General features: G+C 64.8%; 25 protein-coding genes and 1 riboswitch. Of the genes, 15 read left to right on the top strand and 10 right to left on the bottom strand.

Annotation, left to right across the window (positions count from 1 at the left end; translation table 11 throughout):
* Window positions 1-48 precede the first annotated feature (48 nt).
* The 3 genes from hisS (at window position 49) to ACVJ5M_RS41325 (ending at window position 2,472) form a co-directional block, all read left to right on the top strand.
* Complete coding sequence (gene hisS / locus ACVJ5M_RS41335) at window positions 49-1,569, top strand: histidine--tRNA ligase (protein ID WP_354100172.1); 1,521 nt, start codon at window positions 49-51, stop codon at window positions 1,567-1,569.
* Window positions 1,570-1,624: 55 nt separating this feature from the next.
* Window positions 1,625-1,873, top strand: a complete 249-nt coding sequence (locus ACVJ5M_RS41330; RefSeq protein WP_071909549.1) for a tautomerase family protein — start codon at window positions 1,625-1,627, stop codon at window positions 1,871-1,873.
* Between the two features lie 206 nt (window positions 1,874-2,079).
* Window positions 2,080-2,472: a thioesterase family protein gene (locus ACVJ5M_RS41325; protein WP_063985570.1), complete on the top strand. Its 393-nt coding sequence runs from the start codon at window positions 2,080-2,082 to the stop codon at window positions 2,470-2,472.
* 150 nt (window positions 2,473-2,622) lie between these two features.
* On the opposite strand, the gene proC is transcribed toward ACVJ5M_RS41325, so the two are convergent.
* Window positions 2,623-3,459 carry a pyrroline-5-carboxylate reductase gene (gene proC / locus ACVJ5M_RS41320; RefSeq protein WP_231143637.1) on the bottom strand — a complete coding sequence of 279 codons (837 nt, stop codon included), beginning with the start codon at window positions 3,457-3,459 and terminating at the stop codon, window positions 2,623-2,625.
* Window positions 3,460-3,649: 190 nt separating this feature from the next.
* Window positions 3,650-4,150, bottom strand: coding sequence for a type III secretion system chaperone family protein (locus ACVJ5M_RS41315; RefSeq protein WP_028151553.1), 501 nt, complete (start codon window positions 4,148-4,150; stop codon window positions 3,650-3,652).
* A 387-nt stretch (window positions 4,151-4,537) separates the two neighbouring features.
* A riboswitch (FMN riboswitch) is annotated at window positions 4,538-4,713 on the top strand.
* 74 nt (window positions 4,714-4,787) lie between these two features.
* Between ACVJ5M_RS41315 and ACVJ5M_RS41310 the strand changes: the two genes are divergently transcribed.
* The 9 genes from ACVJ5M_RS41310 (at window position 4,788) to ACVJ5M_RS41270 (ending at window position 14,346) form a co-directional block, all read left to right on the top strand.
* A complete protein-coding gene (locus tag ACVJ5M_RS41310; RefSeq protein ID WP_063985568.1) occupies window positions 4,788-5,345 on the top strand; it encodes a 6,7-dimethyl-8-ribityllumazine synthase in 558 nt (185 codons plus the stop codon).
* A gap of 100 nt (window positions 5,346-5,445) precedes the next feature.
* Window positions 5,446-6,648: an MHYT domain-containing protein gene (locus ACVJ5M_RS41305; protein ID WP_063986698.1), complete on the top strand. Its 1,203-nt coding sequence runs from the start codon at window positions 5,446-5,448 to the stop codon at window positions 6,646-6,648.
* A 359-nt stretch (window positions 6,649-7,007) separates the two neighbouring features.
* On the top strand, window positions 7,008-7,871 hold the full coding sequence (locus ACVJ5M_RS41300) for an FAD binding domain-containing protein (RefSeq protein WP_283017728.1): 864 nt from the start codon (window positions 7,008-7,010) through the stop codon (window positions 7,869-7,871).
* A gap of 13 nt (window positions 7,872-7,884) precedes the next feature.
* Window positions 7,885-8,385 (top strand): (2Fe-2S)-binding protein, encoded by a 501-nt coding sequence (locus ACVJ5M_RS41295; protein ID WP_063985567.1) that lies wholly within the window; start codon window positions 7,885-7,887, stop codon window positions 8,383-8,385.
* Window positions 8,382-10,802, top strand: coding sequence for an aerobic carbon-monoxide dehydrogenase large subunit (locus ACVJ5M_RS41290; protein WP_063985566.1), 2,421 nt, complete (start codon window positions 8,382-8,384; stop codon window positions 10,800-10,802). The genes ACVJ5M_RS41295 and ACVJ5M_RS41290 overlap by 4 nt, the downstream gene beginning before the upstream one ends.
* Before the next feature lie 153 nt (window positions 10,803-10,955).
* A complete protein-coding gene (locus ACVJ5M_RS41285; RefSeq protein ID WP_063985565.1) occupies window positions 10,956-11,822 on the top strand; it encodes an AAA family ATPase in 867 nt (288 codons plus the stop codon).
* Window positions 11,819-13,027, top strand: a complete 1,209-nt coding sequence (locus ACVJ5M_RS41280) for a vWA domain-containing protein (protein ID WP_063985564.1) — start codon at window positions 11,819-11,821, stop codon at window positions 13,025-13,027. The genes ACVJ5M_RS41285 and ACVJ5M_RS41280 overlap by 4 nt, the downstream gene beginning before the upstream one ends.
* 10 nt (window positions 13,028-13,037) lie before the next feature.
* Entirely contained in the window at window positions 13,038-13,877 is an 840-nt protein-coding gene (locus tag ACVJ5M_RS41275) for an XdhC family protein (protein ID WP_063985563.1), read from the top strand.
* 10 nt (window positions 13,878-13,887) lie between these two features.
* Window positions 13,888-14,346, top strand: coding sequence for an SRPBCC family protein (locus tag ACVJ5M_RS41270; RefSeq protein ID WP_063985562.1), 459 nt, complete (start codon window positions 13,888-13,890; stop codon window positions 14,344-14,346).
* 114 nt (window positions 14,347-14,460) lie between these two features.
* On the opposite strand, the gene ACVJ5M_RS41265 is transcribed toward ACVJ5M_RS41270, so the two are convergent.
* The 4 genes from ACVJ5M_RS41265 to ACVJ5M_RS41250 form a co-directional block, all read right to left on the bottom strand.
* Window positions 14,461-15,495 (bottom strand): D-alanine--D-alanine ligase family protein, encoded by a 1,035-nt coding sequence (locus tag ACVJ5M_RS41265; RefSeq protein ID WP_063985561.1) that lies wholly within the window; start codon window positions 15,493-15,495, stop codon window positions 14,461-14,463.
* A complete protein-coding gene (locus ACVJ5M_RS41260; protein ID WP_063985560.1) occupies window positions 15,492-16,520 on the bottom strand; it encodes a putative zinc-binding metallopeptidase in 1,029 nt (342 codons plus the stop codon). Before ACVJ5M_RS41260 ends, ACVJ5M_RS41265 begins: the two co-directional genes overlap by 4 nt.
* Before the next feature lie 216 nt (window positions 16,521-16,736).
* On the bottom strand, window positions 16,737-17,690 hold the full coding sequence (locus ACVJ5M_RS41255) for a ribose-phosphate pyrophosphokinase (RefSeq protein WP_063986696.1): 954 nt from the start codon (window positions 17,688-17,690) through the stop codon (window positions 16,737-16,739).
* Window positions 17,691-17,883: 193 nt separating this feature from the next.
* On the bottom strand, window positions 17,884-18,498 hold the full coding sequence (locus tag ACVJ5M_RS41250; protein ID WP_283017726.1) for a hypothetical protein: 615 nt from the start codon (window positions 18,496-18,498) through the stop codon (window positions 17,884-17,886).
* 87 nt (window positions 18,499-18,585) lie between these two features.
* Here ACVJ5M_RS41250 and ACVJ5M_RS41245 point away from each other — a divergent pair, with 87 nt between their 5' ends.
* Window positions 18,586-19,155 carry a hypothetical protein gene (locus ACVJ5M_RS41245; protein WP_187387821.1) on the top strand — a complete coding sequence of 190 codons (570 nt, stop codon included), beginning with the start codon at window positions 18,586-18,588 and terminating at the stop codon, window positions 19,153-19,155.
* Between the two features lie 38 nt (window positions 19,156-19,193).
* Here the strand turns inward: ACVJ5M_RS41245 and pgeF are convergent, their stop codons facing one another.
* From pgeF to ACVJ5M_RS41225, 4 genes are read right to left on the bottom strand one after another with little or no spacing between them, the layout of a single operon-like run.
* Window positions 19,194-19,961, bottom strand: a complete 768-nt coding sequence (gene pgeF / locus ACVJ5M_RS41240; RefSeq protein ID WP_063985557.1) for a peptidoglycan editing factor PgeF — start codon at window positions 19,959-19,961, stop codon at window positions 19,194-19,196.
* Window positions 19,958-21,076, bottom strand: a complete 1,119-nt coding sequence (locus tag ACVJ5M_RS41235) for a class I SAM-dependent methyltransferase (protein ID WP_063985556.1) — start codon at window positions 21,074-21,076, stop codon at window positions 19,958-19,960. Before ACVJ5M_RS41235 ends, pgeF begins: the two co-directional genes overlap by 4 nt.
* Before the next feature lie 21 nt (window positions 21,077-21,097).
* The gene (gene lgt / locus ACVJ5M_RS41230) at window positions 21,098-21,943 is read right to left on the bottom strand and encodes a prolipoprotein diacylglyceryl transferase (RefSeq protein WP_063985555.1); all 846 of its coding nucleotides are present in this window, start codon (window positions 21,941-21,943) and stop codon (window positions 21,098-21,100) included.
* 14 nt (window positions 21,944-21,957) lie between these two features.
* Window positions 21,958-22,689 (bottom strand): dienelactone hydrolase family protein, encoded by a 732-nt coding sequence (locus ACVJ5M_RS41225; RefSeq protein WP_063986695.1) that lies wholly within the window; start codon window positions 22,687-22,689, stop codon window positions 21,958-21,960.
* 167 nt (window positions 22,690-22,856) lie between these two features.
* On the opposite strand from ACVJ5M_RS41225, the gene ACVJ5M_RS41220 reads away from it, so the two are divergent.
* Window positions 22,857-23,108 carry an accessory factor UbiK family protein gene (locus ACVJ5M_RS41220; RefSeq protein WP_063985554.1) on the top strand — a complete coding sequence of 84 codons (252 nt, stop codon included), beginning with the start codon at window positions 22,857-22,859 and terminating at the stop codon, window positions 23,106-23,108.
* A 342-nt stretch (window positions 23,109-23,450) separates the two neighbouring features.
* Window positions 23,451-24,167, top strand: coding sequence for a 50S ribosomal protein L25/general stress protein Ctc (locus tag ACVJ5M_RS41215; protein WP_063985553.1), 717 nt, complete (start codon window positions 23,451-23,453; stop codon window positions 24,165-24,167).
* The last annotated feature ends 40 nt before the right edge of the window (window positions 24,168-24,207 follow it).

The following is a 24,207-nucleotide window of genomic DNA, read 5'->3' as shown; positions in this document are numbered from 1 at the left end:
AAGCGAACTTCGGTTGCCGCACCGCGCGTCGGCTGGTAAACGCCGCGCATGGCCGAGAAACCCAAAAAACCCCAGAAACTGAAGGCGCGCCTGCCGCGCGGGCTCGAGGATCGCGACCCCACCGCGATCCGGGCGACGCGCGAGATGGTCGAGAAGATCCGCGCCGTCTACGAGCTCTACGGGTTCGAGCCCGTGGAAACGCCGGCGATGGAATACACCGATGCGCTCGGCAAGTTCCTGCCCGACCAGGACCGTCCGAACGAGGGCGTGTTCTCGTTCCAGGACGATGACGAGCAGTGGATCAGCTTGCGCTACGATTTGACCGCGCCACTCGCCCGCTATGTCGGCGAGCGATACGGCACCGACGGTCTGGTCCTGCCCTACCGCAGCTACCGCGTCGGCTACGTGTTCCGCAACGAGAAGCCCGGCCCCGGCCGCTTCCGCCAGTTCATGCAGTTCGATGCCGACACGGTCGGCTCGGCGACGCCGGCGGCGGATGCCGAGATCTGCATGATGGCCGCGGACACGATGGAGGCGCTCGGTATTGCGCGCGGCTCCTATGTCGTGAAGGTCAACAACCGCAAAGTGCTCGACGGCGTTCTGGAAGCCATCGGGCTCGGCGGTGACGAGAATGCCGCGCGCAGACTGACTGTGCTGCGCGCGATCGACAAGCTCGACAAGTTTTCCGCCGACGAAGTGCGCAAGCTGCTCGGTCCCGGACGATGGGATGGCGGCGAAGAAGGCAAGGGCGACTTCACGAAAGGCGCCAATTTGAGCGAAGCTGAGGCCGACGTCGTTCTCGCCATCACCAAACCGCGCGACGATTGGAAAGAGGCCGTCGCCGCGGCGGAAACTTACCTCGCCAAGAGCGAGATTGGTCAGGCCGGCGTGAGCGAGCTGGAAGAGATTGCCAAGCTGGTGACAGCGTCGGGTTATGGCGCGGACCGCATCAAAATCGATCCCTCCGTCGTGCGCGGCCTCGAATATTACACCGGCCCCGTCTATGAGGTTGAACTGCTGCTCGAGACCAAGGACGAGAAGGGCCGGCCCGTGCGGTTCGGCTCCGTCGGCGGCGGCGGACGTTACGACGGACTCGTTTCGCGCTTCCGCGGTGAGCCAGTGCCGGCGACCGGGTTCTCGATCGGCGTGTCCAGGCTCCAGGCCGCGCTGACGCTGCTCGGCAAGCTCGACACGCGGCCCGAATTCGGCCCCGTCGTCGTCACCGTGTTCGATCGCGACCGCGTCGCGGACTATCAGAAAATGGTGGCGTCCTTGCGCGCTGCCGGCATCCGCGCCGAGCTCTATCTCGGCAATCCCAAGAACATGGGCAACCAGCTCAAATATGCCGACCGCCGCAACTCACCTTGCGTGATCATCCAGGGCTCGGATGAACAGGCGCGCGGCGAGCTGCAGATCAAGGATCTGATCGAAGGCGCCAAGGCCGCTGCCGCCATCGCCTCCAACCAGGAGTGGCGCGAGAGCCGTCCGGCGCAGTTCTCGTGCAGCGAAGCCGACCTCGTCGCCAAGGTGCGCGAAGTCCTGGGCCGCCATGACGTAAAGTGGGGATAGCCATTCCGGAAGGCCGTCACGCCCGGGCTTGTCCCAGGCATCCACGTCTTGTTTGATGGCGACCGTCAATGGCCGGTGTTCGGCCGCAAGGGAGAGAACGATGCCTGAGATTACCGTCAGCATGGCCGAAGGCCGCACCGACGAGCAGAAGGCCGGCATGATGCGCGACATCACCCAGGCCCTGGTGAAGAATCTCGGCGTCGATGCCGATGCCGTCGTCATCCAGATCAACGAAGCCCCGCTCCGTCACAAGATGAAGGGCGGCAAGACCTTTGTGGAGCGCGCGGCGGCTGCGAAGAAATAGCCAGCGCTATATCGGCAGTCTCTACTGTCGTCCCCGCCGAGTGCGCAATTGCGCACGAAAGCGGGGACCCATAACCACAGGCAGTGGTTATTTGGCGAGCTGGTAACTCGGAGTCTTCGCCAAACTACTCCCTGTGGTTATGGGTCCCGGACCAGCGCTCCGCTTCGCTGCGCTTGTCCGGGACGACAGCGGAGTTTGAGGCCCCCATGGACGCACGCGACTTCATCAAGGTCGGCATGAGCGCCGAGCGCACGCTGGTGGTGCCGGCTGAGCGCACGGTCGGGCATTTCGTGCCCGGCATGCCCATGGTCTATGCGACGCCGATGATGATCCTGGAGATGGAGATGACGTCGGGCGATGCGATCCGCGCCGCGCTTCAGCCGGGCTGGGTCACTGTCGGCACCGAGGTCGACATCCGCCATCTCGCAGCCGCTCTCGTCGGCGCGACGGTGCGGACCACCGCGAAGGTGGTCGCGGTCGAGCGCCGCGTCATCCGCTTCGAGGTCGAGGCGTTCGAGGGCACGCGCAGGCTCGGCGAGGGCCGCCATGCGCGCGGGCTTGTGAATGTCGAGATGTTCAACAAGCGGCTGGGGGCGTAGCGGCGAGCGCGAATGTCGTAGGGTGGGCAAAGGCGCGAAGCGCCGTGCCCACCATCTTTCGGGATCGCGAACGAAGTTGGTGGGCACGCTTCCGCCTTCGCTCGTCGAGCTTCGGCGGACAAGCCGCTTTGCCCACCCTACGACACCTCGCTATTTCGCCAGCTCCTTCGACCGCTTCGTCGCGGCCGCGATCGCGCTGATCATCAGATCGCGCAGGCCCGGCTCGCCCATCAGCACGCCGAGTGCTGCGGCGGTGGTGCCGCCGGGCGAGGTGACGTTCTGGCGCAGCGTGCTGGAGGGAAGCTCCGACTGATGCAGAAGTTCACCAGAGCCGGCGACGGTTTCGCGTGCAAGCTTCGTCGCCAGCGCTTCGGGCAGTCCGGCCTCGACGCCGGCGCGCGCGAGCTCTTCGGCGAGCAGGAACACATAGGCCGGGCCTGAGCCGGACACCGCGGTGACCGCATCCATCAGGCCTTCATCCTCGACCCATTCGACCGAGCCGGTGGCACGCAGCAGCGCATCGGCTACCGCGCGCTGCGTGGTGCTGACGTTCTTCGCCGCGACGGCGACCGTGATGCCGCGACCGATCGCGGCCGGCGTGTTCGGCATCGCGCGCACCACGGCACCGCCGCAGACCTCTTCGAGCGATGCGATCGTGGTTCCCGCCATGATCGAGACCACCGATGTTTTCTCCGAGACGAACTGCTTCAGCTTGGCGCCGGCCTCGCGGAACATCTGCGGCTTCACCGCGACGACCAGTGTCTCGACTGTGCCGGCGGCCTTGACATCGGGATTGAGCGCAACGCCGTTGGCGGCAAGAGCGGTGATCTCAGATGAAATGTGCGGATCGATCACCGCGACGCGGCGCGGGTCGAGCCCGCCCGCAAGCCATCCGGTCAGCATCGCGCCGCCCATCTTGCCGGCGCCGGCGAGGAGGATGGTGCCGGTGATGTTCTTGAGAGTGCTGCTGTCTGCCACTGTGGTCACCACAAACAAAGGTGTCGTCCCGGCGAAGGCCGGGACCCATAACCACAGGCGGTTCTAGTGGATGGAGGGCGGAGCAACAAGCATCGCGCGATACGGAGAACTCGCGCGGTAAGGGTCCGGATCTGCGCCCCGCTTGTCCGGCACGATGCTGAGGAGGGGCGCGCGCCCCTCACCATCTTGGAGAGAGGCCTTACGCCTCTCCGACCGTGTCGAACATCGCCGCGTCCATCGCCTGCGCGGTGGTCTTACCGGCCCACACCACGAACTGGAACGCGGGAAAGTAGCGCTCGCAGGCATGGATGGCCCCGGCGAGCATGGCCTCGCATTGCGCGGTCGAGGCGGTGAGCCCGCCCGGCAGCACCAGGGCCTGGCGGTGCATGATCATGCCGGTGTTGGTCCACAGGTCGAAATGGCCGACCCACAATTGCTCGTTGACCGCAGCGACGAGACGTTGCACTTCGCCCCGCCGCGCAACCGGAATCTTCATGTCGAAGGCGCAAGCCAGATGCAGCGCCTCGATCTCACCCATCCAGGTGAAGGAGATCTGATAGTCGGTCCATTGTCCCTTGGAGACAATCGTGAGCTCGTCTTCGCCGGAGCGTTCGAACGGCCAGTTGTTGCTGGCAGCGATGTCCTCGACCACCGCGAGCGGGTGATTTCTGGAATCGATAGTGCCTTCGAGCAGGGACATTCCGTCTCGACCTCTTGCCTTTTTGTTGTCTTTGATACGCACGCGGTCGGCCCGGCGCGCTCCCTCAACGTCGCTGTCGCGATCCCCTCGGATCAGCGCGAGCCTGTCGCGGATCAAGTGATGTGATTTGCGGAATCTGCGCAACTGGCTGCCGAGTCCGTCCACAAGCCAGGACTCGTTCGTCCACAGCTCATCTCCGCCACAATTCTTAACGAATGAGAACAAATCGGAATCGGATTCGCCGATGGCGCGCCAATCGTTAATTCCGCCGGGCGAGGGCACACCCGTCATGGCGGCATGGGACCATGCGGTTTTTCATGCGGAACGCGCTTGCTGCGGCCGCCGGGCGGCGTCATATTTCCGGTCAGGCCGTTCATCCCGGGCGGCCGATGTTCTCAGGGCGGGGTGAAAGTCCCCACCGGCGGTAAGGGTCGCAAGGCCCAAGCCCGCGAGCGCCTTCCCCCAGGAATCTTCCTGAAAAGGAATTTTGCCGAAGGGAAGGGTCAGCAGATTCGGTGCAACTCCGAAGCCGACGGTTAAAGTCCGGATGAAAGAGAACGGTCGGTGGCAGACGCATCGCAAGGTGCGGCTGCTTGTCGTTCCGTGTGCCCTGATTCTGGTCCTTTGAAGGAAAGCCATGAATCAGATGTTGCAAGACCCCCAAACCGAAACTTCCGAAGTCACCCAACCGCCGGTTCCGCAGGATCCGGCACCCGAGCATCCGCGCTTCGCGAAACCGCAGCGGGTGGCCTTCGTGCAGGCCTGCTGGCATCACGACGTGGTCGAGGAGGCCCGCATCGCCTTCGTGAAGGAGGCGGCCGCGCGTCACCTCAATCATGTCGACGTGTTCGAGGTGCCGGGCTCGTTCGAGATCCCGCTGCATGCGCAGATCCTCGCCAAGACGCGGCGCTACACCGCGATCGTCGCGGCGGGCCTCGTTGTCGATGGCGGCATCTACCGACACGAGTTCGTCGCCGACACCGTCATCAAGGCGCTGATGGACGTGCAGCTGCGCACCGAGGTGCCGGTGTTCTCAGCGGTGCTGACGCCGCAGCAATTCCACGAGACCGAGGTGCATTACGATTTCTTCCGCAGGCATTTTGCGATCAAGGGCGTCGAGGTCGCCGCAGCCTGCGCCGAGACGTTGCTCGGCCTGGAGCGCCTGCGCGGCCAGGTCGCGGCGGGCATTGTGTAGCCGTCCGCTCACACGCCGCTGATTGTCAATCCCGTCGCCGTCCCTATAAAGTCGGCGGCGGGAGGAGGCCGTGCCGTGGAGACGGACGGCCGACAAGATCATGTTCGAAGGACACGATCCCTATCTCGTCGCGCTCTCTGTGGCGGTCGCGAGTCTGGGTGGCTATACCGGCTTTGCGCTTGCTGCTCGCATCCGCAACACGCCCGGCGTCAGCAACCGCGTTCTGCTCGCGGGTGCGGCCGCGTTTCTGGCCGTCGGCATCTGGACCATGCATTTCGTCGGCATGCTGGCTGCGCCGCTGCCGCCGGACACGGTCTATCTCGTTCTTCCCACCATCATCTCGTTCCTGATCTGCGCGCTGGTGGTCGGCATCTCCTTGTTCTTTGTCTCGATCGGCGAGCCATCCCTGAAGCGAGTGGCCTCGTCGGCCGTTTTGCTCGGCGTCGGCATCGCCAGCATGCATTATGTCGGCATCCACGGCCTCGCCGGTCATTTCATTATCGTCCACGACCGGACCATGGTGCTGCTCTCGGTCGTGGTCGCAATCGTCACGGCCTATGGCGGCCTGCGCGCCTTCCTGGCGCAGCAGGAGGGCGTCCGGCTGATCGTCAGCTCGATTGTTTTTGGCGTCGCCGTCTCCGGCATGCATTACACGGCGATGCTGGGTATGCATTTCGAGCCGCTGACCGGTGCGGCGCATCACCACGCCGGCGGCGGTCTTGCCGCGTCGCAACAAATCTTGTCGATCATCGTTGCGGTGCTGTGCTTCGTCATCGCAGCCGGCTTCCTGCTGTCGCTGGTTCCCGACCAGCGGCGTCAGACTTCGACCTCTGTTGCCGCCGAACCGGTTGCTTCGCCGGTCGCGGTGGCCGCCATCGAACTGATCGCTGCGCCGGCTGCAGCTCCGCGCCCGGTGGCACCCCTCGGCGGTCTCGGCCAGCCGCCCCGCGCGCCGGTTCCCCGATTGCCGGTCGAGAGCGCCGACGGCACGCACTTCATCGAGACAGCCAATGTCCGCAGCGTCCGGGCCGATGCGCACTACACCCGTGTTCACGACGGCACCCGCGAGCGAATGTGCCCCTGGTCGATCTCGGAGGCCGAGGCGCAGCTCGATCCCTCGCTGTTCCTCCGGGTGCACCGCAGCCATATCGTTGCCATCCCCCATGTCGCATTGGTCCGCAAAGAGGGGGATGGCGCCGTGCTCGAGCTCGACGGTCCGTCGCCGCATCGGGTCCCGGTCAGCCGTGCCAAGATAGCCGAGGTGAAGGCAAGGTTGGGGCTAGCGAACCGGCGGCACGCGTAGAGTCGGGCCGCACGGGAGGCGCGTTCTTTCTTACCCCCCTGGTGGGGGAGGGTCGCTTCGCATGGAGCGGAGCGTAATGCGGAGCGGGGTGGCGTGACGGTCCCTCCGCGATGAATACTGCCCGAGTGGAGAGATCACCCCACCCCGCCGGCGCTTCGCGCGGTCGACCCTCCCCCTCCAGGGGAGGGTAAGTGGCCGCCGCCATACGTCGCTACCCCTGACGCAATTCGTGCGTTCCCCGCCGCAACTCGTGCGAAATCCGCTGTTCCGTGCCCGAATGATTGCGGCGCGCCCCTCTCGGAGTGAGCCTCCCCTCAACGTCCGCGCCGTCACGCGCAAAGGACGACGAGGAGGAGATGATGATCCCAGGCTCATTCAGCTATCACCGGCCGGCGTGTGTCGCCGATGCCGTCAAGCTATTGTCAGACCTCGGCGAGGATGCCCGGCCTCTGGCCGGCGGGCATAGCCTGGTGCCGATGATGAAGCTTCGGCTCGCCACCCCCGCCCATCTGATCGACCTGCACGGCATCGCCGCCCTCAAGGGCATCAGCCGCGACGGCAACAATCTGGTCATCGGCGCGATGACCACCCAGCACGAGCTGCTGGTCTCGGACGACGTTGCCAAGTCGATGCCGATCCTGCATGAAGCGGCACTGCTGATCGCCGACCCGCAGGTGCGCTACCGCGGCACGATCGGCGGCAATGTCGCCAATGGCGATCCCGGCAACGACATGCCGGCGCTGATGATGACCTTGGGGGCAACCTATCGCCTCGAAGGCCCGGGTGGCTCCCGCGACGTCGCGGCGGCCGACTTCTATCAGGGCGCCTATTTCACCGCGCTCGAGCCGGGCGAGATCCTGACCTCCGTCTCGGTTCCCGTGCCCGCGGCCGGCCACGGCTACGCCTACGAAAAACTCAAGCGCAAGGTCGGAGACTACGCCACCGCCGCCGCCGCCGTCGTTCTCACCATGGCGAGTGGCAAGGTCGCGACCTGCGCGATCGGGCTCACCAACGTCCACGAGACGCCGCTGCTGGCTGCCGATGCCGCCAAGGCCGTGATTGGCACCAGCCTCGATGCGGCGACGTTGAAGAAGGCCGCCGCTGCGGCCGCAGCGATCATGGCGCCAGCTGCGGATGCCCGCGGCCCGGTCGAATACCGAAAACATGTCGGCGGCATCATGGTGACGCGCGCGCTTCAGCGCGCCGCCGCTGTCGCGAAGTAAGGGAGAGGGATCGATGGCTAAAACACACGTCACCATGAAGGTGAACGGCGCCGAGGTCGAAGGCCTCGTCGAGCCGCGCACGCTGCTGGTGCATTTCATCCGCGAGAATCTGCAGATGACCGGCACCCATATCGGCTGCGAGACGACGCATTGCGGCGCCTGCACCGTCGATATCGACGGCATGTCGGTGAAGTCCTGCACCATGTTTGCGGTGCAGGCCGATGGCAGTGACATCACCACGATCGAAGGCATGGCCAATGCCGACGGCACGCTCTCGGCGCTCCAGGAAGGTTTCCGCATGATGCACGGTCTGCAATGCGGCTTCTGCACGCCCGGCATGATTGTCCGCGCGCATCGGCTGCTGAAGGAAAATCCCTCGCCGAGCGAGCCGGAAATCCGCATGGGCATCTCCGGCAACATCTGCCGCTGCACCGGCTACCAGAACATCGTCAAAGCCATTCAATACGCCGCCGCAAAGATCAACGGCGTGGAATTCCAGGAGGCCGCAGAATGAACGACCTCACTCCCACGCGGGAACAACGCACCGCCGCACTCGAAGGCATGGGCTGCAAGCGCAAGCGCGTCGAGGATATCCGCTTCACCCAGGGCAAGGGCAATTACGTCGACGACGTCAAGCTGCCCGGCATGCTGCACGGCGACTTCGTCCGCTCGCCGCATCCGCATGCGCGCGTCAAGAAGATCGACGACAGCGCGGCGCTAAAGGTGCCCGGCGTGCTCGCGGTCATCACCGCTGAGACGCTGAAGACCGTGAACCTCGCCTGGATGCCGACCTTGGCCGGCGACGTGCAGATGGTTCTGGCCGACGGCAAGGTGCTGTTTCAGAATCAGGAGGTCGCCTTCGTTGTCGCCACCGACCGCTATGCGGCGGATGACGGCATCAACGCGGTTGTCGTCGAATACGAGCCGCTGCCTCCGCTGGTCGATCCCTTCAAGGCGATGGACAAGGATGCGCCGGTGCTGCGCGAGGATCTCGTCGGCAAGATGTCCGGCGCGCATGGTCCGCGCAAGCACGACAACCACATCTTCGAGTGGACCGTCGGCGACAAGGAATTGACCGACGCGGCCTTCAACAAGGCCGAGGTCAAGATCAAGGAGATGATCTCCTACCACCGCACCCATCCATCGCCGCTGGAGACCTGCCAGTGCGTCTGCTCCTTCGACAAGTTCAAGGGCGAGCTGACGATTTACGGCACGTTCCAGGCCCCGCACGTGATCCGCACCGTGGTGGCGCTGATCGCAAAAATTCCGGAGCACAAGATCCACGTCATCGCGCCCGACATCGGCGGCGGTTTCGGCAACAAGGTCGGCGCCTATCCCGGTTATATCTGTGCGGCGGTGGCCTCCATCGTCACCGGCAAGCCGGTGAAATGGGTCGAGGACCGCATCGAGAACCTCACCGCGACCTCGTTCGCGCGCGACTATCACATGACCACCGAGATCGCCGCGACCAAGGACGGCAAGGTCACCGGCCTTCGTGTCCACGTGCTCGCCGATCACGGTGCGTTCGACGCCTGCGCCGACCCGTCGAAATGGCCTGCCGGCTTCTTCAACATCGTCACTGGCTCCTATGACTTCCCGACCGCACATCTGGCTGTCGATGGCGTCTACACCAACAAGGCGCCGGGCGGCGTCGCCTACCGTTGCTCGTTCCGCGTCACGGAGGCGGCCTACTGCATCGAGCGCGCCATGGATATTCTGGCGCAGAAGCTCAACATGGACCCCGCTGAACTCCGGCTGAAGAACTTCATCAAGCCGGAGCAGTTCCCCTATCACTCGGCGCTCGGCTGGGAATACGATTCCGGCGACTACCACACCGCCATGCGCAAGATGATGGAGACGACCGGCTACGCCGCGCTCCGGAAGGAGCAGGCGGAGAAGCGTGCCGCGTTCGCGCGGGGGGAGACCCGCGAGATCATGGGGCTCGGCATCTCCTTCTTCACCGAGATCGTCGGTGCTGGCCCGTCGAAGAACTGCGACATCCTCGGCATCGCCATGTTCGATTCCTGCGAGATCCGCATGCATCCGACCGGTGCGGGCATCGCGCGCATGGGCACCAAGAGCCAGGGCCAGGGTCACGAGACCACCTGGGCCCAGATCATCGCGACCGAGATCGGCATTCCCGCCGACAACATCATGGTGGAGGAGGGCAACACCGACACCGCGCCCTACGGGCTCGGCACCTACGGTTCGCGCTCGACGCCGGTGGCGGGCGCGGCGATCGCGATGGCTGCGCGAAAAATCAAGGCCAAGGCGCAGATGATCGCGGCCTACAAGCTCGAGGTCCACGAGGACGATCTCGAATTCGACATCGACGGTTTCCGGGTGAAGGGCCTGCCGGAGAAGTTCATGTCGATGAAGGACATCTGCTGGGCGGCGTACAACTCGGTGCCGCCAGGCATGGAGCCCGGGCTGGAGGCGGTCAGCTATTACGATCCGCCCAACATGACCTATCCGTTCGGCGCCTATCTCTGCGTGATGGACATCGATGTCGATACCGGCGTGTACAAGGTCCGGCGCTTCTACGCGCTCGACGATTGCGGCACCCGCATCAACCCGATGATCATCGAGGGTCAGGTGCATGGCGGCCTCACCGAAGCTTTCGCCATCGCGATGGGCCAGGAGATCCGCTACGACGAGGTCGGCAACGTCGTCACCGGCTCGTTCATGGACTTCTTCATGCCGACCGCGGTGGAGACGCCGCATTGGGAGACCGACTTCACTGTCACCCCGTCGCCGCATCACCCGATCGGCGCCAAGGGCGTCGGCGAAAGCCCGAATGTCGGCGGCGTGCCGGCCTTCTCCAACGCCGTCAACGACGCGTTCTCGTTCTTAGGCTCCACGCACATCCAGATGCCGCATGATTTCTGGCGCAACTGGAAGGCGGCGAAGGATCTGGGCGCGGTGGCGTAGGGTGATTGGCGAAAGCCGGGCCTTCATCCTTCGAGACGCGGCGTACGCGCCGCTCCTCAGGATGAGGTCATAGACCCTCATGGTGAGGAGCGCGTCTTCGCGCGTCTCGAACCATGAAGGCCACGGAACGTGCGGCATTTAGTTCGAGGACCAATGAAGAATCGAGACGAGATCGCGCAAGCCTTGGCCGCATCGGGCTATATCGCCGATGCGGACCTTGCGACCGCGATCTCGCTGATGCAATTGTTGCGGCGTCCGCTGCTGCTCGAAGGCGAAGCGGGCGTCGGCAAGACGGAAGTGGCGAAAGCACTTGCAAAAGTGCACGCGACCGAGCTGATCCGGCTGCAATGCTACGAGGGCCTCGATCAGTCCTCCGCGCTCTACGAGTGGAATTACCAGCGCCAATTGCTGGCGATCCAGGCCCATCGTGGCAGCGATAGCATCGAGGACCAGGTGTTCTCGGAAAAATACCTGCTCGAGCGCCCCTTGCTCGCCGCGATCCGCCGGCCGAGGGCGCCGGTGCTGCTGATCGACGAGATCGACCGGGCCGACGACGAGTTCGAGGCCTTCCTGCTGGAATTGCTGTCCGACTTCCAGGTCTCGATCCCCGAGCTCGGCACGATCGCGGCCGTCACGATCCCGCATGTCGTGCTGACCTCGAACGGCACGCGCGAACTGTCCGACGCGTTGCGCCGGCGCTGCCTCTATCACTATGTCGAATATCCCGACGTCGACCGCGAGACTCGCATCATCCTGACGCGCGTCATGGGCGCCAGCCCGTCGCTGTCGCTCCAGATCGCGCGCATGGTCGAGGGTGTGCGCAAGGAGGAACTGCGAAAAGTCCCGGGCGTGGCGGAGACGCTGGATTGGGCGGCAGCTCTCGTCGGCCTCGACGTAACCAATCTTCACGACGCACCCGAGACTGTGCATGAGACGCTCGTCTGCCTGTTGAAGACTCACGAAGACCGCGCCCGTGTCACGCCAGAGGTGACGCAGCGCCTGCTGGGAAAGGTCGCATGAGCTGCTGTGGCTCCAGCCCCGGATATGATGACCTCAACGAGGTCTCGCGCCTCGTCTCCGCGAAGCTTGCGGCGTTCCTGCGCACGCTGCGCGAGGCCGGCTTTCGCGTCGGGCTTGCCGAGGGGCAGGATGCGGCGACGCTGATGTCATCGGGCTATGCGGCCCGGCCGAACCTGCTGCGCGCGGCGTTCAAGCACCTGTTCTCGGCACGCAAATCCGACTGGGACAAGTTCGACGGGCTGTTCGATGCATTCTGGCTCGGGAAGCGTGTGCGCTCGCGTTCCCGCACGATTGGATCCGCGCCGGGCGCCAGCAATCCTTCGCTGAAAAGCTTGCAAGAAAAGGCGGCGGAGCAGGGCAGTAACCAGTCCGCCGTCGACCAGCTTCCGTCCTCCGACGACGCGCCGGAAGGCCGCTCCGGCGAGGGCCGCATGGAAGGTGCTTCACGCGCCGACAATCTTGCCGAGGTCGATTTCCGAAAGCTGAGCGATCCAGATCAGGTCGCGCAGGCCCATGAGGCCGCAGCAGCGCTCGCCAAGGCAATGCGCACGCGGCTGACCCGGCGCGATCTCGCGCGCCGGCGCGGCTACCGGCTTGATCTCCGCCGCACCATTCATCGCAACATCAGCCATGGCGGCGTTCCTATCAGCCTGGTGAAACGCCAGCGCAAGGACAAGCCGTTGCGGCTCGTCGTGCTGCTCGATGCCTCGGGATCGATGAGCATGTACACGTCAGTCTTCCTGCGCTTCATCCACGGTGTGCTCGACCAGTTCCGCGAGGCCGAGGCGTTCCTGTTCCACACGCGGCTCGCCTATGTCTCCGATGCGATGAAGGAGAAGGATGCCGGCCGCGCGCTCGACCGGCTCTCGATCATGGCGCAAGGCGCGGGTGGCGGCACCAGGATCGGCGAGTGCTTGCAAACCTTCAATCGCTGGCACGCCGCGCGCGTGATCCATTCCCGCAGCTGCGTGATGATCGTGTCCGACGGCTACGAGACCGGGGATGCCGCATTGCTTGGCCGCGAGATGGCGGCGTTGCACCGGCGCTGTCGCCGCATCGTCTGGCTCAACCCGATGATGGCGTGGGAGGGCTACACGCCCGAAGCGCGGGGCATAAGAGCTGCGTTGCCGCATGTCGATCTCTATGCGCCCGCGAATTCGCTGCAAAGCCTGCGCGCGCTCGAACCCTATTTGGCGAAGCTCTGAGGATACGCCGATGATCGCCCATGTCGAAGTACTCGATCTCATTGCGCAGATGAAGGCGGCCGAGCGCGCCTTCGTGCTCGCGACGGTGGTGCGCACGGTGTCGGTGACCGCGGCGAAGGCTGGCGCCAAGGCGATCATCGCCGCCGACGGCACCATCGTCGCGGGTTGGATCGGCGGGGGCTGCGCCAAGGGCGCGGTGCTGAAGGCGGCGCGCGAGGCGCTCGCCGATGGCGAGCCGCGGATGGTCTCGGTGCAGCCGGAGAACCTTCTGGCCGAGCTGGGCGTCAGCGCAGGCGAGAGCCGCGACGGCATTCGCTTCGCCAGCAACATGTGCCCGAGCAAGGGCACGATGGACATCTTCGTCGAGCCGGTGCTGCCGCATCCCTCGCTTGTCATTCTCGGGGCAAGCCCGGTGGCGCTGTCACTTGCGGCGCAGGCGCGCGTGCTCGGTTATCACGTCACGCTGGCTGCACCCGCCACCGATCGCACGGCGCAGCCGGATGCCGATGCAGTCATCGATGGTTATCACCTCGGCGAGCTCAACGACGCTAAGCGCTTCGTCGTGGTCTCGACGCAAGGCAAGGGTGATGAAGCCGCCTTGCGTGCCGCGGTCGCGACCAAAGCCGACTACCACGCCTTCGTCGGCAGCCGCCGCAAGATGGCTTCGTTGCGCGCCAAGCTTCTCGCGGAAGGCGCCAATGCCGCCGCGATCGATGATTTCAAGGCGCCGGCCGGCCTCGATCTCGGCGCGATCACGCCGGAGGAGATCGCAATGTCGATCCTCGCGGAGATCACAAGGGAACGACGGCGTGGCCAGCGCGCGGCCAATCAAACAGCAAGCAGAGAGTGAGACACCGATCATGCAGATGAACGACAGCCAGCGAATTCCCGCCTCACGCGAGCAGGTGTGGGCGGCGCTGAACGATCCCGCTGTGCTGAAGCAGTGCATCCCCGGCTGCCAGTCGCTCGAGGTGACCGCCCCGAACGAGATGACGGCGACGGTGGTCTTCAAGGTCGGCCCGGTGAAGGCGACGTTCAGCGGTAAGGTGACGCTGTCCGATTTCGATCCGCCCAACTCCTATCGCATCTCGGGCGAGGGCTCCGGCGGCGTCGCCGGCTTCGCCAAGGGCGGCGCGCTGGTGCGGCTGGAATCCGAGAGTGCCGACGTGACAGTGTTGCATTACGAAGTCGATGCGCAGATCGGCGGCAAGCTCGCGCAGTTGGGAGCGCGGTTGATCAATTCGACCGCGACGAAGCTGGCGGGGGAGTTCTTCAAGTCATTTGCGGACGTGGTGAGCGCGAAGGTCGAGGCGCAATAGGTCTCGTAGGGTGGGCAAAGCGTAAGCGTGCCCACCATTCTCTATCGCAAACAAAGAACGTGGGCACGGCGCTTTGCGCCTTTGCCCACCCTACGATAGTTGCGCAAGCCGCCATCACCCCAGCGACACCCCCGCCTTGGCCCGGCTGATCCCCAGCGTCAGGATGCGCTGCAGGAGATCCGGATATTTGAGTCCGGCATGTTGGGCCGCCGTGGCGAACTCCTGGCTCTTGGCGATCTCGGGGTTGGGATTGGCCTCGATGAAATACGGCGTGCCGTCGGCGGCGAGACGAAAATCGATGCGCGCATAGCCGTCGAGGCCAAGCGCCCGGTAGATGCGCTTCGCGGCGCGCTGGATGCGCGCGGTGACTTCGGGCGCAAGGTCCTTCGCCGGCCCGTCGACGATGCCGAGCTTCTCCTGATAGTCGGTGTCGTGCTTGGCTTTCTCCGTGGCGATGTGCCGTGATCTGCGCCCGCCCATGCTGCCGAATTTCAGTTCCCAAACCGGCAGGACGCGCAGCCGGTTGTTGCCGAGCACGCCGACATAAAGCTCTCGCCCCTCGATGAACTGCTCGGCGATGGCGGCGGATTCGACCCGCTCGTGGATGAAGGCGACGCGCTCCACGAGCTTCTCGTCGGTATCGACGATCGAGGCCTGCGAGATGCCGAAGGACCCGTCCATGTTCAGGCTCTTGACGATCAGCGGCAGCGCAAGGCGCGTCGGGCGCTTCACCTTGCGGCGCATCGGGAAGACGGCGAAGGCCGGCGCTGCGATCCGGCGGTGATGCACCAGCGTCTTGGACAAATCCTTGCCGCGCGCCAGGATCAGGCCGCGCGGATTGCACCCGGTATAAGGGACTTTCATCAGCTCGAGATAGCTGGCGATGTGCTGGTCGTAGGCGACGTTGTTGTGGAATTCCTCGAGCAGCGTGAAGACCACGTGCGGCTTGAATTCTTCGATCGCCTCGCGGATCGGCTTGATCTCGTCCTGCGCACCGAGGGCGCGAACCTCGTGGCCGGCCGCACGCAAGGTGCTCACCACGTCGTATTCCGTCTTCCAGTTGTTGATTTCCTGCGGCGTGTATCCGTCGGAGGAGTCCGGAGGCATGAAGTCCGGATGCATCAGCACCAGAATGCGTGAGCGTCTCATAGCGCGATCCATTTGCGCCGAGACGGGCCAAACAGCGCGTGCATCGTCTTGGCGGTCACGAGGACGGTGAAATCGAGAACGAGCTTCTGTTCGGGGCCGACGGCGCGCAGATCGAGCTCACGGCAGCGGGAGATCATATCATCGAGCACGGCATCGAGCGTGAGCTGGTTCTCGCCCGTCCACCGCGCGACCAGCTGCCTGATCTGCGCGCGGTGACGCCTGATCAGGGCCGAAGCCGGCTTTGAGCGGTGATGCCGTGGATCGGCTGAAAACAGCCTGGAGAGGTCGCGGTCGTAGGTCTTCGGCGCTGTGAAGGCGTAGAACGCCTGCTTCTTCTTGTAGTGGTCTTCGAGCGTCTGGCTGAGCCGGCCCAGCGTATCGACACGCTCCCGCGTCGTGATCAGCGGCCGCTTTCCCGCAATCTCGTGCATCAGCTCGTCGACATATTCGAGCTTCTTCAGCGCCGGCCATCCGGCATATCGCGTCCGCCAGTTCGAGCGTGGGCGCAGCCACACCGCGAAGGTCTCGGCGAAGTCTTCATCCGGATGGCTTTGCGCGTACCACAGCCGGAGGTGCTGGACGTAGCGCCTGCTGGCAGGATTGGGCCGGTAGTAGCGCGGGTAGTGTTTCGACGACGGGCCGAACAGCTGCTGCCAGCGCCGGCGGCGCTGCAGCTGATAGCCGTGCTGCACGGCATGGCCGGCCTCGTGACGGAGGATACCCATGCACTCGCGCCAGGTTCCGCCCTCGACGTCGAACATCATCTTCTTCTCGAGCTTCATCAGACGGGGATGGGCGAGATAGAAGGGGATGGCGATGCCCGGCACATCGCCCGGACTGAACCATTCGCTCGAGATCCATGTGTGCGGTCGCAGCCGGATGCCCCGCTCTTCGAGCTCCTCATGGAGCGTGCTGACGCAGTCCTCGAGCCAGGTGCCTTTGACCGTAACCCTCAGGCTGGAGAGGCGCTGCTTGAGCAACTCGTCATCCGACAGCTTCTCCCAGGCAAATTTCCGGCGTGGCATCAGGCATCCAGAGGGCAAAGATGGCTCAGTATCCGGATGATGTCATGGGCCGCAGCCGGCAACAACCCGTGGGGTTTGCGAGGGGGGCTGTGGGGCGTCAGTGCACGAGATCGTAGGGTGGGCAAAGCGCAGCGTGCCCACCGTCCGCGTGCCAAAGAAAAAGGTGAGCGTGGCGCGTCGCGCCTTAGCCCACCCTATGGCATCGCGAAACTTAACCTAGTCGAACAGGCTCGACACCGACTCTTCCGCCGCGGTGCGCGCGATGGCGTCCGAGATCAGGCTGGCGATCGGAAGCGTGCGGATGTTCGGAGCCTTGGTCACCGCCTCCGTCGGCAGAATCGAGTCGGTGATCACGAGCTCCCTCAGCTTCGAGCCCGCGATGCGGGCGGCCGCGCCGCCGGAGAGCACGCCGTGGGTGATGTAGGCGTAGACGTCCTTGGCGCCCTTGGCGATCAGCGCGTCGGCTGCGTTCACCAGCGTGCCGCCGGAGTCCACGATGTCGTCGATCAGGATGCAGGTGTAGCCGGCGACGTCGCCGATCACGTTCATGACCTCGGATTCGCCCGCCCTCTCGCGGCGCTTGTCGACGATCGCGAGCGGGGTGTTGATGCGCTTGGCAAGGCCACGTGCGCGCGCCACGCCGCCGACGTCGGGCGAGATCACCATCGTCTTGGAGAGGTCGAACTTGTCCTTGATGTCGCGCACCATCAGCGGCGCCGCGTAGAGATTGTCGGTCGGGATGTCGAAGAAGCCCTGGATCTGGCCGGCATGCAGGTCGAGCGTCATGACGCGGTCGACGCCGGCCTGCGTGATCAGGTTGGCGACGAGCTTGGCCGAGATCGGCGTGCGCGAACCCGATTTGCGGTCCTGCCGGGCGTAGCCGAAATAGGGCAGCACCGCGGTGATGCGGCGTGCCGAGGAGCGGCGCAGCGCATCGGTGATGATCAGCAGTTCCATCAGATGGTCGTTGGCGGGGAACGAGGTCGACTGGATGACGAAGGCATCCGAGCCACGGACGTTCTCCTGGATCTCGACGAAGATCTCCATGTCGGCGAAGCGCCGTACCACCGCCTTGGTTAGCGGCAGGTCGAGGCCTTGCGCGATCGCCTGCGCGAGGGCCGGGTTTGAGTTGCCGGCGACAAGCTTGATGGAGCCGTTCTTGGCCGACATGGACGCTTCCTCCCGCGCTTTGCTGGATACGACGTTCAACATCAGAGAATACCCACTGGAAGCACGGTTACGACGGGCGAGGAAATATCAGGCCGGGGCCTGCAATGGCAACCCGGCATGCTACGTTTTCCCTCCGAAATCCTGAGTCGGGCCAACGGTTTGGCCGCAACTTGGGGCCGTGGTTTCGCGGGGGTTATCGCTCGGCATAGCCCAGCGCCGAGGCCGGCATCTCGGCCGCCGGAGCCTCCGGGATCACGCTGGCCACCGCCGGTCCCCGCAAGCCGGGAACAGTGCCCGGCGCGTCCGGTGTGCCGCTGATCATGTTGGAAAGTCCGCTGAATCCGGCCTGGGCGATCTTCCGCAGTACGAGGTCGTCGGCGGCGCCCCAGGGGTCGCGGCCACCCTTGGCGGCGGTCAGTTCCTCGCCGGAGAGGCGCAATGCGCGCTGCTGGTTGGCGTCGTAGACGTCCCAGACCCAGGCGATCACGGTCTTGCCGCGCACGATTTGGGCGGAGAGGTAACTGCGCACGCGATAGGCAGCCGTCCCCTCGCGGGAGACGACGGACAGGCTGCGCAGCTTGGATTCGCTGTCGAGCACGCCGACCATGCGGTCGAACACCTGCGGGGGCGGCCCGTCGATCGATTCGAAGGCCACGGTCGCCCCTGAGCCGGCGCTCGGCGCCATCGCATAGGAGTTGGCGGCACCGCCGCCGCCGGCGCAGCCGCCAAGCGCGACCGCCGCCGCCAGCAGCATGACCGCCAGCACGCGCGAACCCGCGCGGCCCAGGATGAATGACGCGTCCCTCATTATGGAGGGCAGCGATATCGTTAAAATCGATTAAGGTCTAGGGCAGGAAGGACACATCATTGGGCCGATCCGGCCGAGGAATTGTCGATGAGGGGAGCGACTTTGGGGGTAATCGTTGCCTGCCTCATCGTGGGGCGGGCCGCGGCGGCAGAAAGTGCGGCCGAGGCAATCCGGGCTTTCGGACTGACCGGTACCTGGTCGGTTGATTGCAAACGGGATCCGTATCAGGCCTGTGAGAACAACCGCTGTGGCGCGCGATTGACGTACATCGCGTCGTCCTCCGGAGCGCCGACGACAAGGAATGTGATCGGGACGTTCACACCTGGGCAGGTAAGGACATTCATCAGCGCGATCTATTCGGCGACGCGTATTGCCGACGACAAGATCAAGATCGTGTCGGTTCAGGACCCTCCACCCAGCACGACACTGATCTGGTGGCGTCAGCCGGGCGAGGTTTGGGAGATCGTTCTGCTCAAGGTCGGCGACAAATATCGGACTTTCTCCGCGCATCGCGACGATTGGAAGAAGATCGAAGTCGATGAAGGTTTCGAGGTCCGACCGCCGCCGCCTCCACCAACTCAAATGTACGTTGATTTGCCGACTAAATGGCTTCGCGGAAAGAATGAAACGCCATTGTTCGAAAGATGCAGCGACTAACCTAATGGGTTGCGGCAAGAACTAGGCCGAATTCGTTCTTAATTCTCCAGCGCGATCGCGTGGATGTGCCGGCCGTAATCCGGCTCCTTGCGATGCACCGAGCGGCGATAGCTGAAGAAGCGCTCGTCGGCATAGGTGTCCAGGCCAAGATCGTCGATCATCAGGATGCCGGCGGCTTCGAGCCGCTTCCGGATGAATCCGGCGAGGTCGAACATCGCGTGTCCGGCGCGCACCGACGGGATGAAGAACATGGCGTTGTCCGCGTCCGCCTCGATGAAGCGCGCCACGAATTCGTTGCCGACCTCGTAGCTGTCCTGGCGGATCAAGGGGCCGATCGCGGCGATGATGCCGCTGCGCGTGGCGCCGAGCTTCTCCATCGCCGAGATCGTCTGATCCAGCACGCCGGTCAGCGCGCCTTTCCAGCCGGCATGGGCGCCGCCGATCACGCGCGCGTTGGGATCGACGAACAGCACCGGCCCGCAATCGGCGGTGGAGACGCCGAGCGCGATGCCGGGTGTTTTCGTGACCAGCGCATCGCCTTTCGGCCGCGGTCCGCTCGGCCACGGCGCTTCGGCAACGAGGACATCGGGCGAATGGATCTGGTGCAGGCTGATGAAGCGCTCCGGGGCGACGCCGACATGCTCGGCCATGCGGCGGCGATTCTCCGCGACATGCGCCGGATCGTCGTTGGAGCCGAGCCCGCCATTGAGCGCCGAATAAATCCCGCCTGAGACACCGCCCTCGCGGGTGAAGAAGGCGTGGCGCAGGCCGGGCACGGCCGACAGCAGTGACGAAGCAAGCGTCATGAGGTGCCTCCGGCCCGTTCGAGATCGCTGAGGCCGGCGATGCCGGTCAGCCGCGGCTCGGAGATGCCGAGCACCTTGAACATCGAGCCCATGCCACTGCGCCCGGTATCGGTCAGGCGCTTGAGCGCGACCGAAATGTCGGTGGCGACTTCAGGCGTCGCCTTCTGCATCAGGGCGGCTGCGCGGGTATCGATGCCGACGCGCTTGAGGAAATCGCCCTGCGTCACCGGGCCGTGCACACGGGCGCCGACATCCTCGGCCGCGCGCGCCAGGGCCTGGAAGTCGACATGGGCGGTGACGTCGGCCTGGCCCGGCGCCTTCAGGGGATCGGTGAAGGTGTGGCGCGCGATCGCCTGGAAGGTGTCGCCGGCATCGCTGCGCAGATGGCCGTAGTCGATGATCAGCGCCGCGCCGTCCTGGTCGCGCACGCGCGTGGCGAGCTTCATGATCTCGCCGTCGGGCCGCCATTCGAACACGGCGCCGACGGGAGCGGCGCGCACCAGAGGCGGCAGCAGCACGTCGAAACGCGGCGTCGGGTCGGCGGCCGCGCCGAATTGAAGCCTGCCGTTGGGATCGATCTCGATCACCCGCTCGTGCCAGCCGTTCTCGCGCTTCACCATCTGGCGGATCGGCAGCACGTCGAAATATTCGTTGGCGAGGATGATGCTCGGGCCCTCAGGCACGTCGTCGATGCTGTCGTGCCAGGCGATGTTGCGCACGCCCGCCAGCGTCGCACTCTGCCGCTCGCGCAGCACGGGATTGACCTCGACCATGTGGACGTGAAGCGCCTGGTAGAGCGGCGGCAGCACGCGCAGTGCGCGCAGCGCATCCGCCATCATGGTGCCGCGGCCGGGGCCGAGCTCGATCAGCCGCAGGAATTGCGGCGAGCCCATCTGCTTCCACACCGAGGCGGTCCACAGCCCCAGGAGCTCGCCGAACATCTGGCTGACCTCGGGCGCGGTGGTGAAGTCGCCTTCGCGCCCGAGCGGATCGCGCGAGACGTAATAGCCATAGCGCGGATGCATCAGGCACAGTTCCATGTACCGCCAGACCGGCATGGGCCCTGAGGATTTGATCAGCGCCCTGATCTCGTTGAGTAGCGGCTGTTCGGTCAAGGTCTGTCTTCTCGAAAGGAATTAACTGATGGCCCCGGCGGGCTTCGGCGCGCCGCGCCTGATAGCCAATACAATAAGTATGAGGCCTACAATAAGCATCGGGATCGACAACAGCATGCCCATGGTTAATCCGCCCCAGAGGAAGCCGAGCTGGACGTCCGGCTCGCGAAAATGCTCGCCGGCGATGCGGGTCAGGCCATAGATCAGGATGAAGGCGCCGAGGATCATGCCGGGCCGCTTCAGGGCGCCGAAACGGATCATGATCGCGAGCACGGTGAACAGCAGGATGCCCTCCATGCCGGCCTCATAGAGCTGGCTCGGATGGCGCGGCAGCTGCGTCGGATCGTTGGGGAAGATCATCGCCCAGGGCAGGCTGGGGTCGGTGGCGCGGCCCCACAATTCGCCATTGATGAAATTGGCGATGCGTCCGAGCAGCAGCCCGACCGGGGCGACTGCCGTGGTGATGTCGCCCAGCGACAGGATCGAGATGCGGTTGCGATAGGCAAACCACATCACCGCGACGACGCAGCCGAGGAAGCCGCCATGGAAGGACATGCCGCCCTCCCACAATTTGAAGATCGCGGCGGGGTGATCGATGAAGAAGGGCAGATTGTAGAACAGCACGTAGCCGGTGCGGCCGCCGAGGATGATGCCGAGCGTGACCCACAGGATGAAGTCGTCGATCTGCACCAGCGACATCGGCGCGGGGCCGCTCCACAGGCGCTCTTTCTTCAGCAGCGAGCGCGCATAGAGCCAGCCGAACACGATGCCGCTGATATAGGCCAGCGCATACCAGCGGATCGCGAACGGACCGATCTCGATCGCGATCGGCTTGAAGGCGGGAAAGTCGATGAGCAGAAAGGGCATCAGGCCTTCTAGACTTAAACGAGATTGCGGCGATAGAGCGCCAGCAGACGCTCCCAATGCCGCTCGGCGGCGTCGCGGTCGTAGACCGGGCGCTTGGGGAAGGCGAAGCCGTGATGCGTGCCGGGATAGATCTCGACCTCGGCTTTCGGACCGCTCATGCCCTGCTTGACCTTCTCGATGACCTCGGCGGGCGCGTAGATGTCGGTCTCGGCGCAGGCGAAATAGAGCTCGGCCTTGGTCCTGCCGGCGGCGAGATGCGGGCTGTTGTCTTCGTCGGTCGCCAGATGCGTTCCGTAGATCGAGGCGGCGGCCTTGACGCGGTCGGCAAAGTGCGTGGCCGCGTTGACGGCGTAACGGCCGCTCATGCAATAGCCGACGGTGCCGACGATTTTCGTATTGGCAGCCGCCTGGCCCTCGGCATAGGTGAGCAGGGCCCTGGTGTCCTCCATGATCATGGGAATATTGAGCGAGGCCATGAGCTGGAACATGCGCTTGCGCTCGGGTGCATTCGGATCGGCCGGCAGCGCGCCGAGCTCCATCACGCCGGAGCGGTAATAGAGGTTCGGCAGCATCACGTAATAGCCCGAGGTGGCGAGCCGGCGCGCCATGTCGCGCAGCTCTTCGCGGATCGCCGGCGCATCCATGTAGAACAGGATGACCGGAAACGGCCCGCCGCGTTCGGGATGGGTGATGAAGGTTGCGGTGTGGCCGTCCTTGGTGGGAATCGCGATCTGCTGATCGATCATCTCGTGCGCCTTCTGATTCTTGTTATGCAGGGACGTTGAATACGATTGCAAGGAAACCGGGGCATGACAAGGATACCGCAGATCGGCTCTTGAACCGTTTCGCCCGGATTGCCATTGTCTTTTCGCGCGTTCGCGCAAAGTTTATCTGAGGCCGCCAGGAGACCGACATGACCCAGACCAACAACCGGTTTTTCGACGAGATCGGCCGCCTGATGAACGACGCCGCCGGTGCCGCCCAGGGCGTCAAGCGCGAGTTCGACACCGTGATGCGCACCCAGGCCGAGAAATTCCTGCGCGACATGGACCTGGTCAAGCGCGAGGAATTCGAGGCGGTCAAGGACATGGCCCGCCTCGCCCGCGAGGAGAACGAGGCCCTGAAGGTGCGGATTACAGCGCTGGAGGCTAAGCTGGGCGGGTAGCGCCGGCGTACGGCGCTCTTCCTTACCCTCCCCTGGAGGGGGAGGGTCGATCGCGCGTAGCGCGAGCGGGGTGGGGTGACAGTCTATCCGCGTCGAACAGTGCCCGTGGGGAGGGATCACCCCACCCCGTCTCACATTTCGCTGCGCTCAATGTGAGCCGACCCTCCCCCTCCAGGGGAGGGTAAGAGCCCGGGCTGCCCGCCCATTCTCCTTGTCATTTCCGCATCTTCCGGCTAAAAGCCCGCCAAGTTCGCGGCCCCCGCACCCCTGGAGGCTTGCTGCGAACTGCACCATGGGCCGCGCTGCGGCCCATTAACTTTTGCAAAAACAAGGACTTAGACTATGGCGACGACCGTCAAGGAATTGAAGGCGACCGCACGTCCGAAGAGCGGCAAGGGGGCCGCCCGGGCTGAGCGTCGCGCCGGGAAAGTGCCCGGAGTGATCTATGGCAACAAGCAACCCCCGCTCCCGATCTCGGTTGACGATCGTGAACTGCGCCAGCGCATCCTCGCCGGCCGGTTCCTGACCACGCTGGTCGACATCGACCTCGAGGGCAAGAAGCACCGCGTGATCCCGCGCGACTATCACCTTGATCCGGTCAAGGATTTCCCGATCCATGTCGACTTCATGCGTCTCGGCGAAGGTGCCACCATCCGCATCAGCGTTCCCTTGCATGTGGTGAAAGCGGAAGGTTCGCCCGGCGTGAAGCGCGGCGGCGCCGTCAACATCGTCGCGCATTCGATCGAGCTCGAATGCGGCGTCGAGAGCATCCCGCAATTCATCGAGGCTGATGTCGGCTCACTCGAAATCGGTCACTCGCTCCATCTGTCGGACGTCAAGCTGCCGGCCGGCGTGAAGGCGCTGACCCGCGAGGACGCGACCCTCGTCACCATCGTGCCGCCGTCCGGCTACGCCGAAGAGCAGAAGGCCGCGGCTGCGGCTGCAGCTCCGGGCGCTGCTGCGGCTGCTCCGGCGGCTGGCGCTGCGGCTCCGGCTGCGGGTGCTGCTGCTCCGGCTGCGGCTGCCAAGGCTCCCGCCGGCGGCGACAAGAAGAAGTAATCTCTCAAAGCTGGCGCGCGGTCCTTGATCGCGCGCCGAG

The sequence above is a fragment of the Bradyrhizobium sp. S3.7.6 genome, from assembly GCF_054061875.1.
Note: the sequence above shows the minus strand (reverse complement) of the source record. Positions and strands in the feature narration are given on the sequence as shown.

Bases quoted from the DNA above. Each gene is read 5' to 3' on its own strand.
- hisS (WP_354100172.1), top strand. From the start codon at position 49: ATGGCCGAGAAACCCAAAAAACCCCAGAAACTGAAGGCGCGCCTGCCG.
- ACVJ5M_RS41330 (WP_071909549.1), top strand. From the start codon at position 1,625: ATGGCGACCGTCAATGGCCGGTGTTCGGCCGCAAGGGAGAGAACGATG.
- ACVJ5M_RS41325 (WP_063985570.1), top strand. From the start codon at position 2,080: ATGGACGCACGCGACTTCATCAAGGTCGGCATGAGCGCCGAGCGCACG.
- ACVJ5M_RS41315 (WP_028151553.1), bottom strand. From the start codon at position 4,150: ATGTCCCTGCTCGAAGGCACTATCGATTCCAGAAATCACCCGCTCGCG.
- ACVJ5M_RS41310 (WP_063985568.1), top strand. From the start codon at position 4,788: ATGAATCAGATGTTGCAAGACCCCCAAACCGAAACTTCCGAAGTCACC.
- ACVJ5M_RS41305 (WP_063986698.1), top strand. From the start codon at position 5,446: ATGTTCGAAGGACACGATCCCTATCTCGTCGCGCTCTCTGTGGCGGTC.
- ACVJ5M_RS41300 (WP_283017728.1), top strand. From the start codon at position 7,008: ATGATCCCAGGCTCATTCAGCTATCACCGGCCGGCGTGTGTCGCCGAT.
- ACVJ5M_RS41295 (WP_063985567.1), top strand. From the start codon at position 7,885: ATGGCTAAAACACACGTCACCATGAAGGTGAACGGCGCCGAGGTCGAA.
- ACVJ5M_RS41290 (WP_063985566.1), top strand. From the start codon at position 8,382: ATGAACGACCTCACTCCCACGCGGGAACAACGCACCGCCGCACTCGAA.
- ACVJ5M_RS41285 (WP_063985565.1), top strand. From the start codon at position 10,956: ATGAAGAATCGAGACGAGATCGCGCAAGCCTTGGCCGCATCGGGCTAT.
- ACVJ5M_RS41280 (WP_063985564.1), top strand. From the start codon at position 11,819: ATGAGCTGCTGTGGCTCCAGCCCCGGATATGATGACCTCAACGAGGTC.
- ACVJ5M_RS41275 (WP_063985563.1), top strand. From the start codon at position 13,038: ATGATCGCCCATGTCGAAGTACTCGATCTCATTGCGCAGATGAAGGCG.
- ACVJ5M_RS41270 (WP_063985562.1), top strand. From the start codon at position 13,888: ATGCAGATGAACGACAGCCAGCGAATTCCCGCCTCACGCGAGCAGGTG.
- ACVJ5M_RS41265 (WP_063985561.1), bottom strand. From the start codon at position 15,495: ATGAGACGCTCACGCATTCTGGTGCTGATGCATCCGGACTTCATGCCT.
- ACVJ5M_RS41260 (WP_063985560.1), bottom strand. From the start codon at position 16,520: ATGCCACGCCGGAAATTTGCCTGGGAGAAGCTGTCGGATGACGAGTTG.
- ACVJ5M_RS41255 (WP_063986696.1), bottom strand. From the start codon at position 17,690: ATGTCGGCCAAGAACGGCTCCATCAAGCTTGTCGCCGGCAACTCAAAC.
- ACVJ5M_RS41250 (WP_283017726.1), bottom strand. From the start codon at position 18,498: ATGAGGGACGCGTCATTCATCCTGGGCCGCGCGGGTTCGCGCGTGCTG.
- ACVJ5M_RS41245 (WP_187387821.1), top strand. From the start codon at position 18,586: ATGAGGGGAGCGACTTTGGGGGTAATCGTTGCCTGCCTCATCGTGGGG.
- pgeF (WP_063985557.1), bottom strand. From the start codon at position 19,961: ATGACGCTTGCTTCGTCACTGCTGTCGGCCGTGCCCGGCCTGCGCCAC.
- lgt (WP_063985555.1), bottom strand. From the start codon at position 21,943: ATGCCCTTTCTGCTCATCGACTTTCCCGCCTTCAAGCCGATCGCGATC.
- ACVJ5M_RS41225 (WP_063986695.1), bottom strand. From the start codon at position 22,689: ATGATCGATCAGCAGATCGCGATTCCCACCAAGGACGGCCACACCGCA.
- ACVJ5M_RS41220 (WP_063985554.1), top strand. From the start codon at position 22,857: ATGACCCAGACCAACAACCGGTTTTTCGACGAGATCGGCCGCCTGATG.
- ACVJ5M_RS41215 (WP_063985553.1), top strand. From the start codon at position 23,451: ATGGCGACGACCGTCAAGGAATTGAAGGCGACCGCACGTCCGAAGAGC.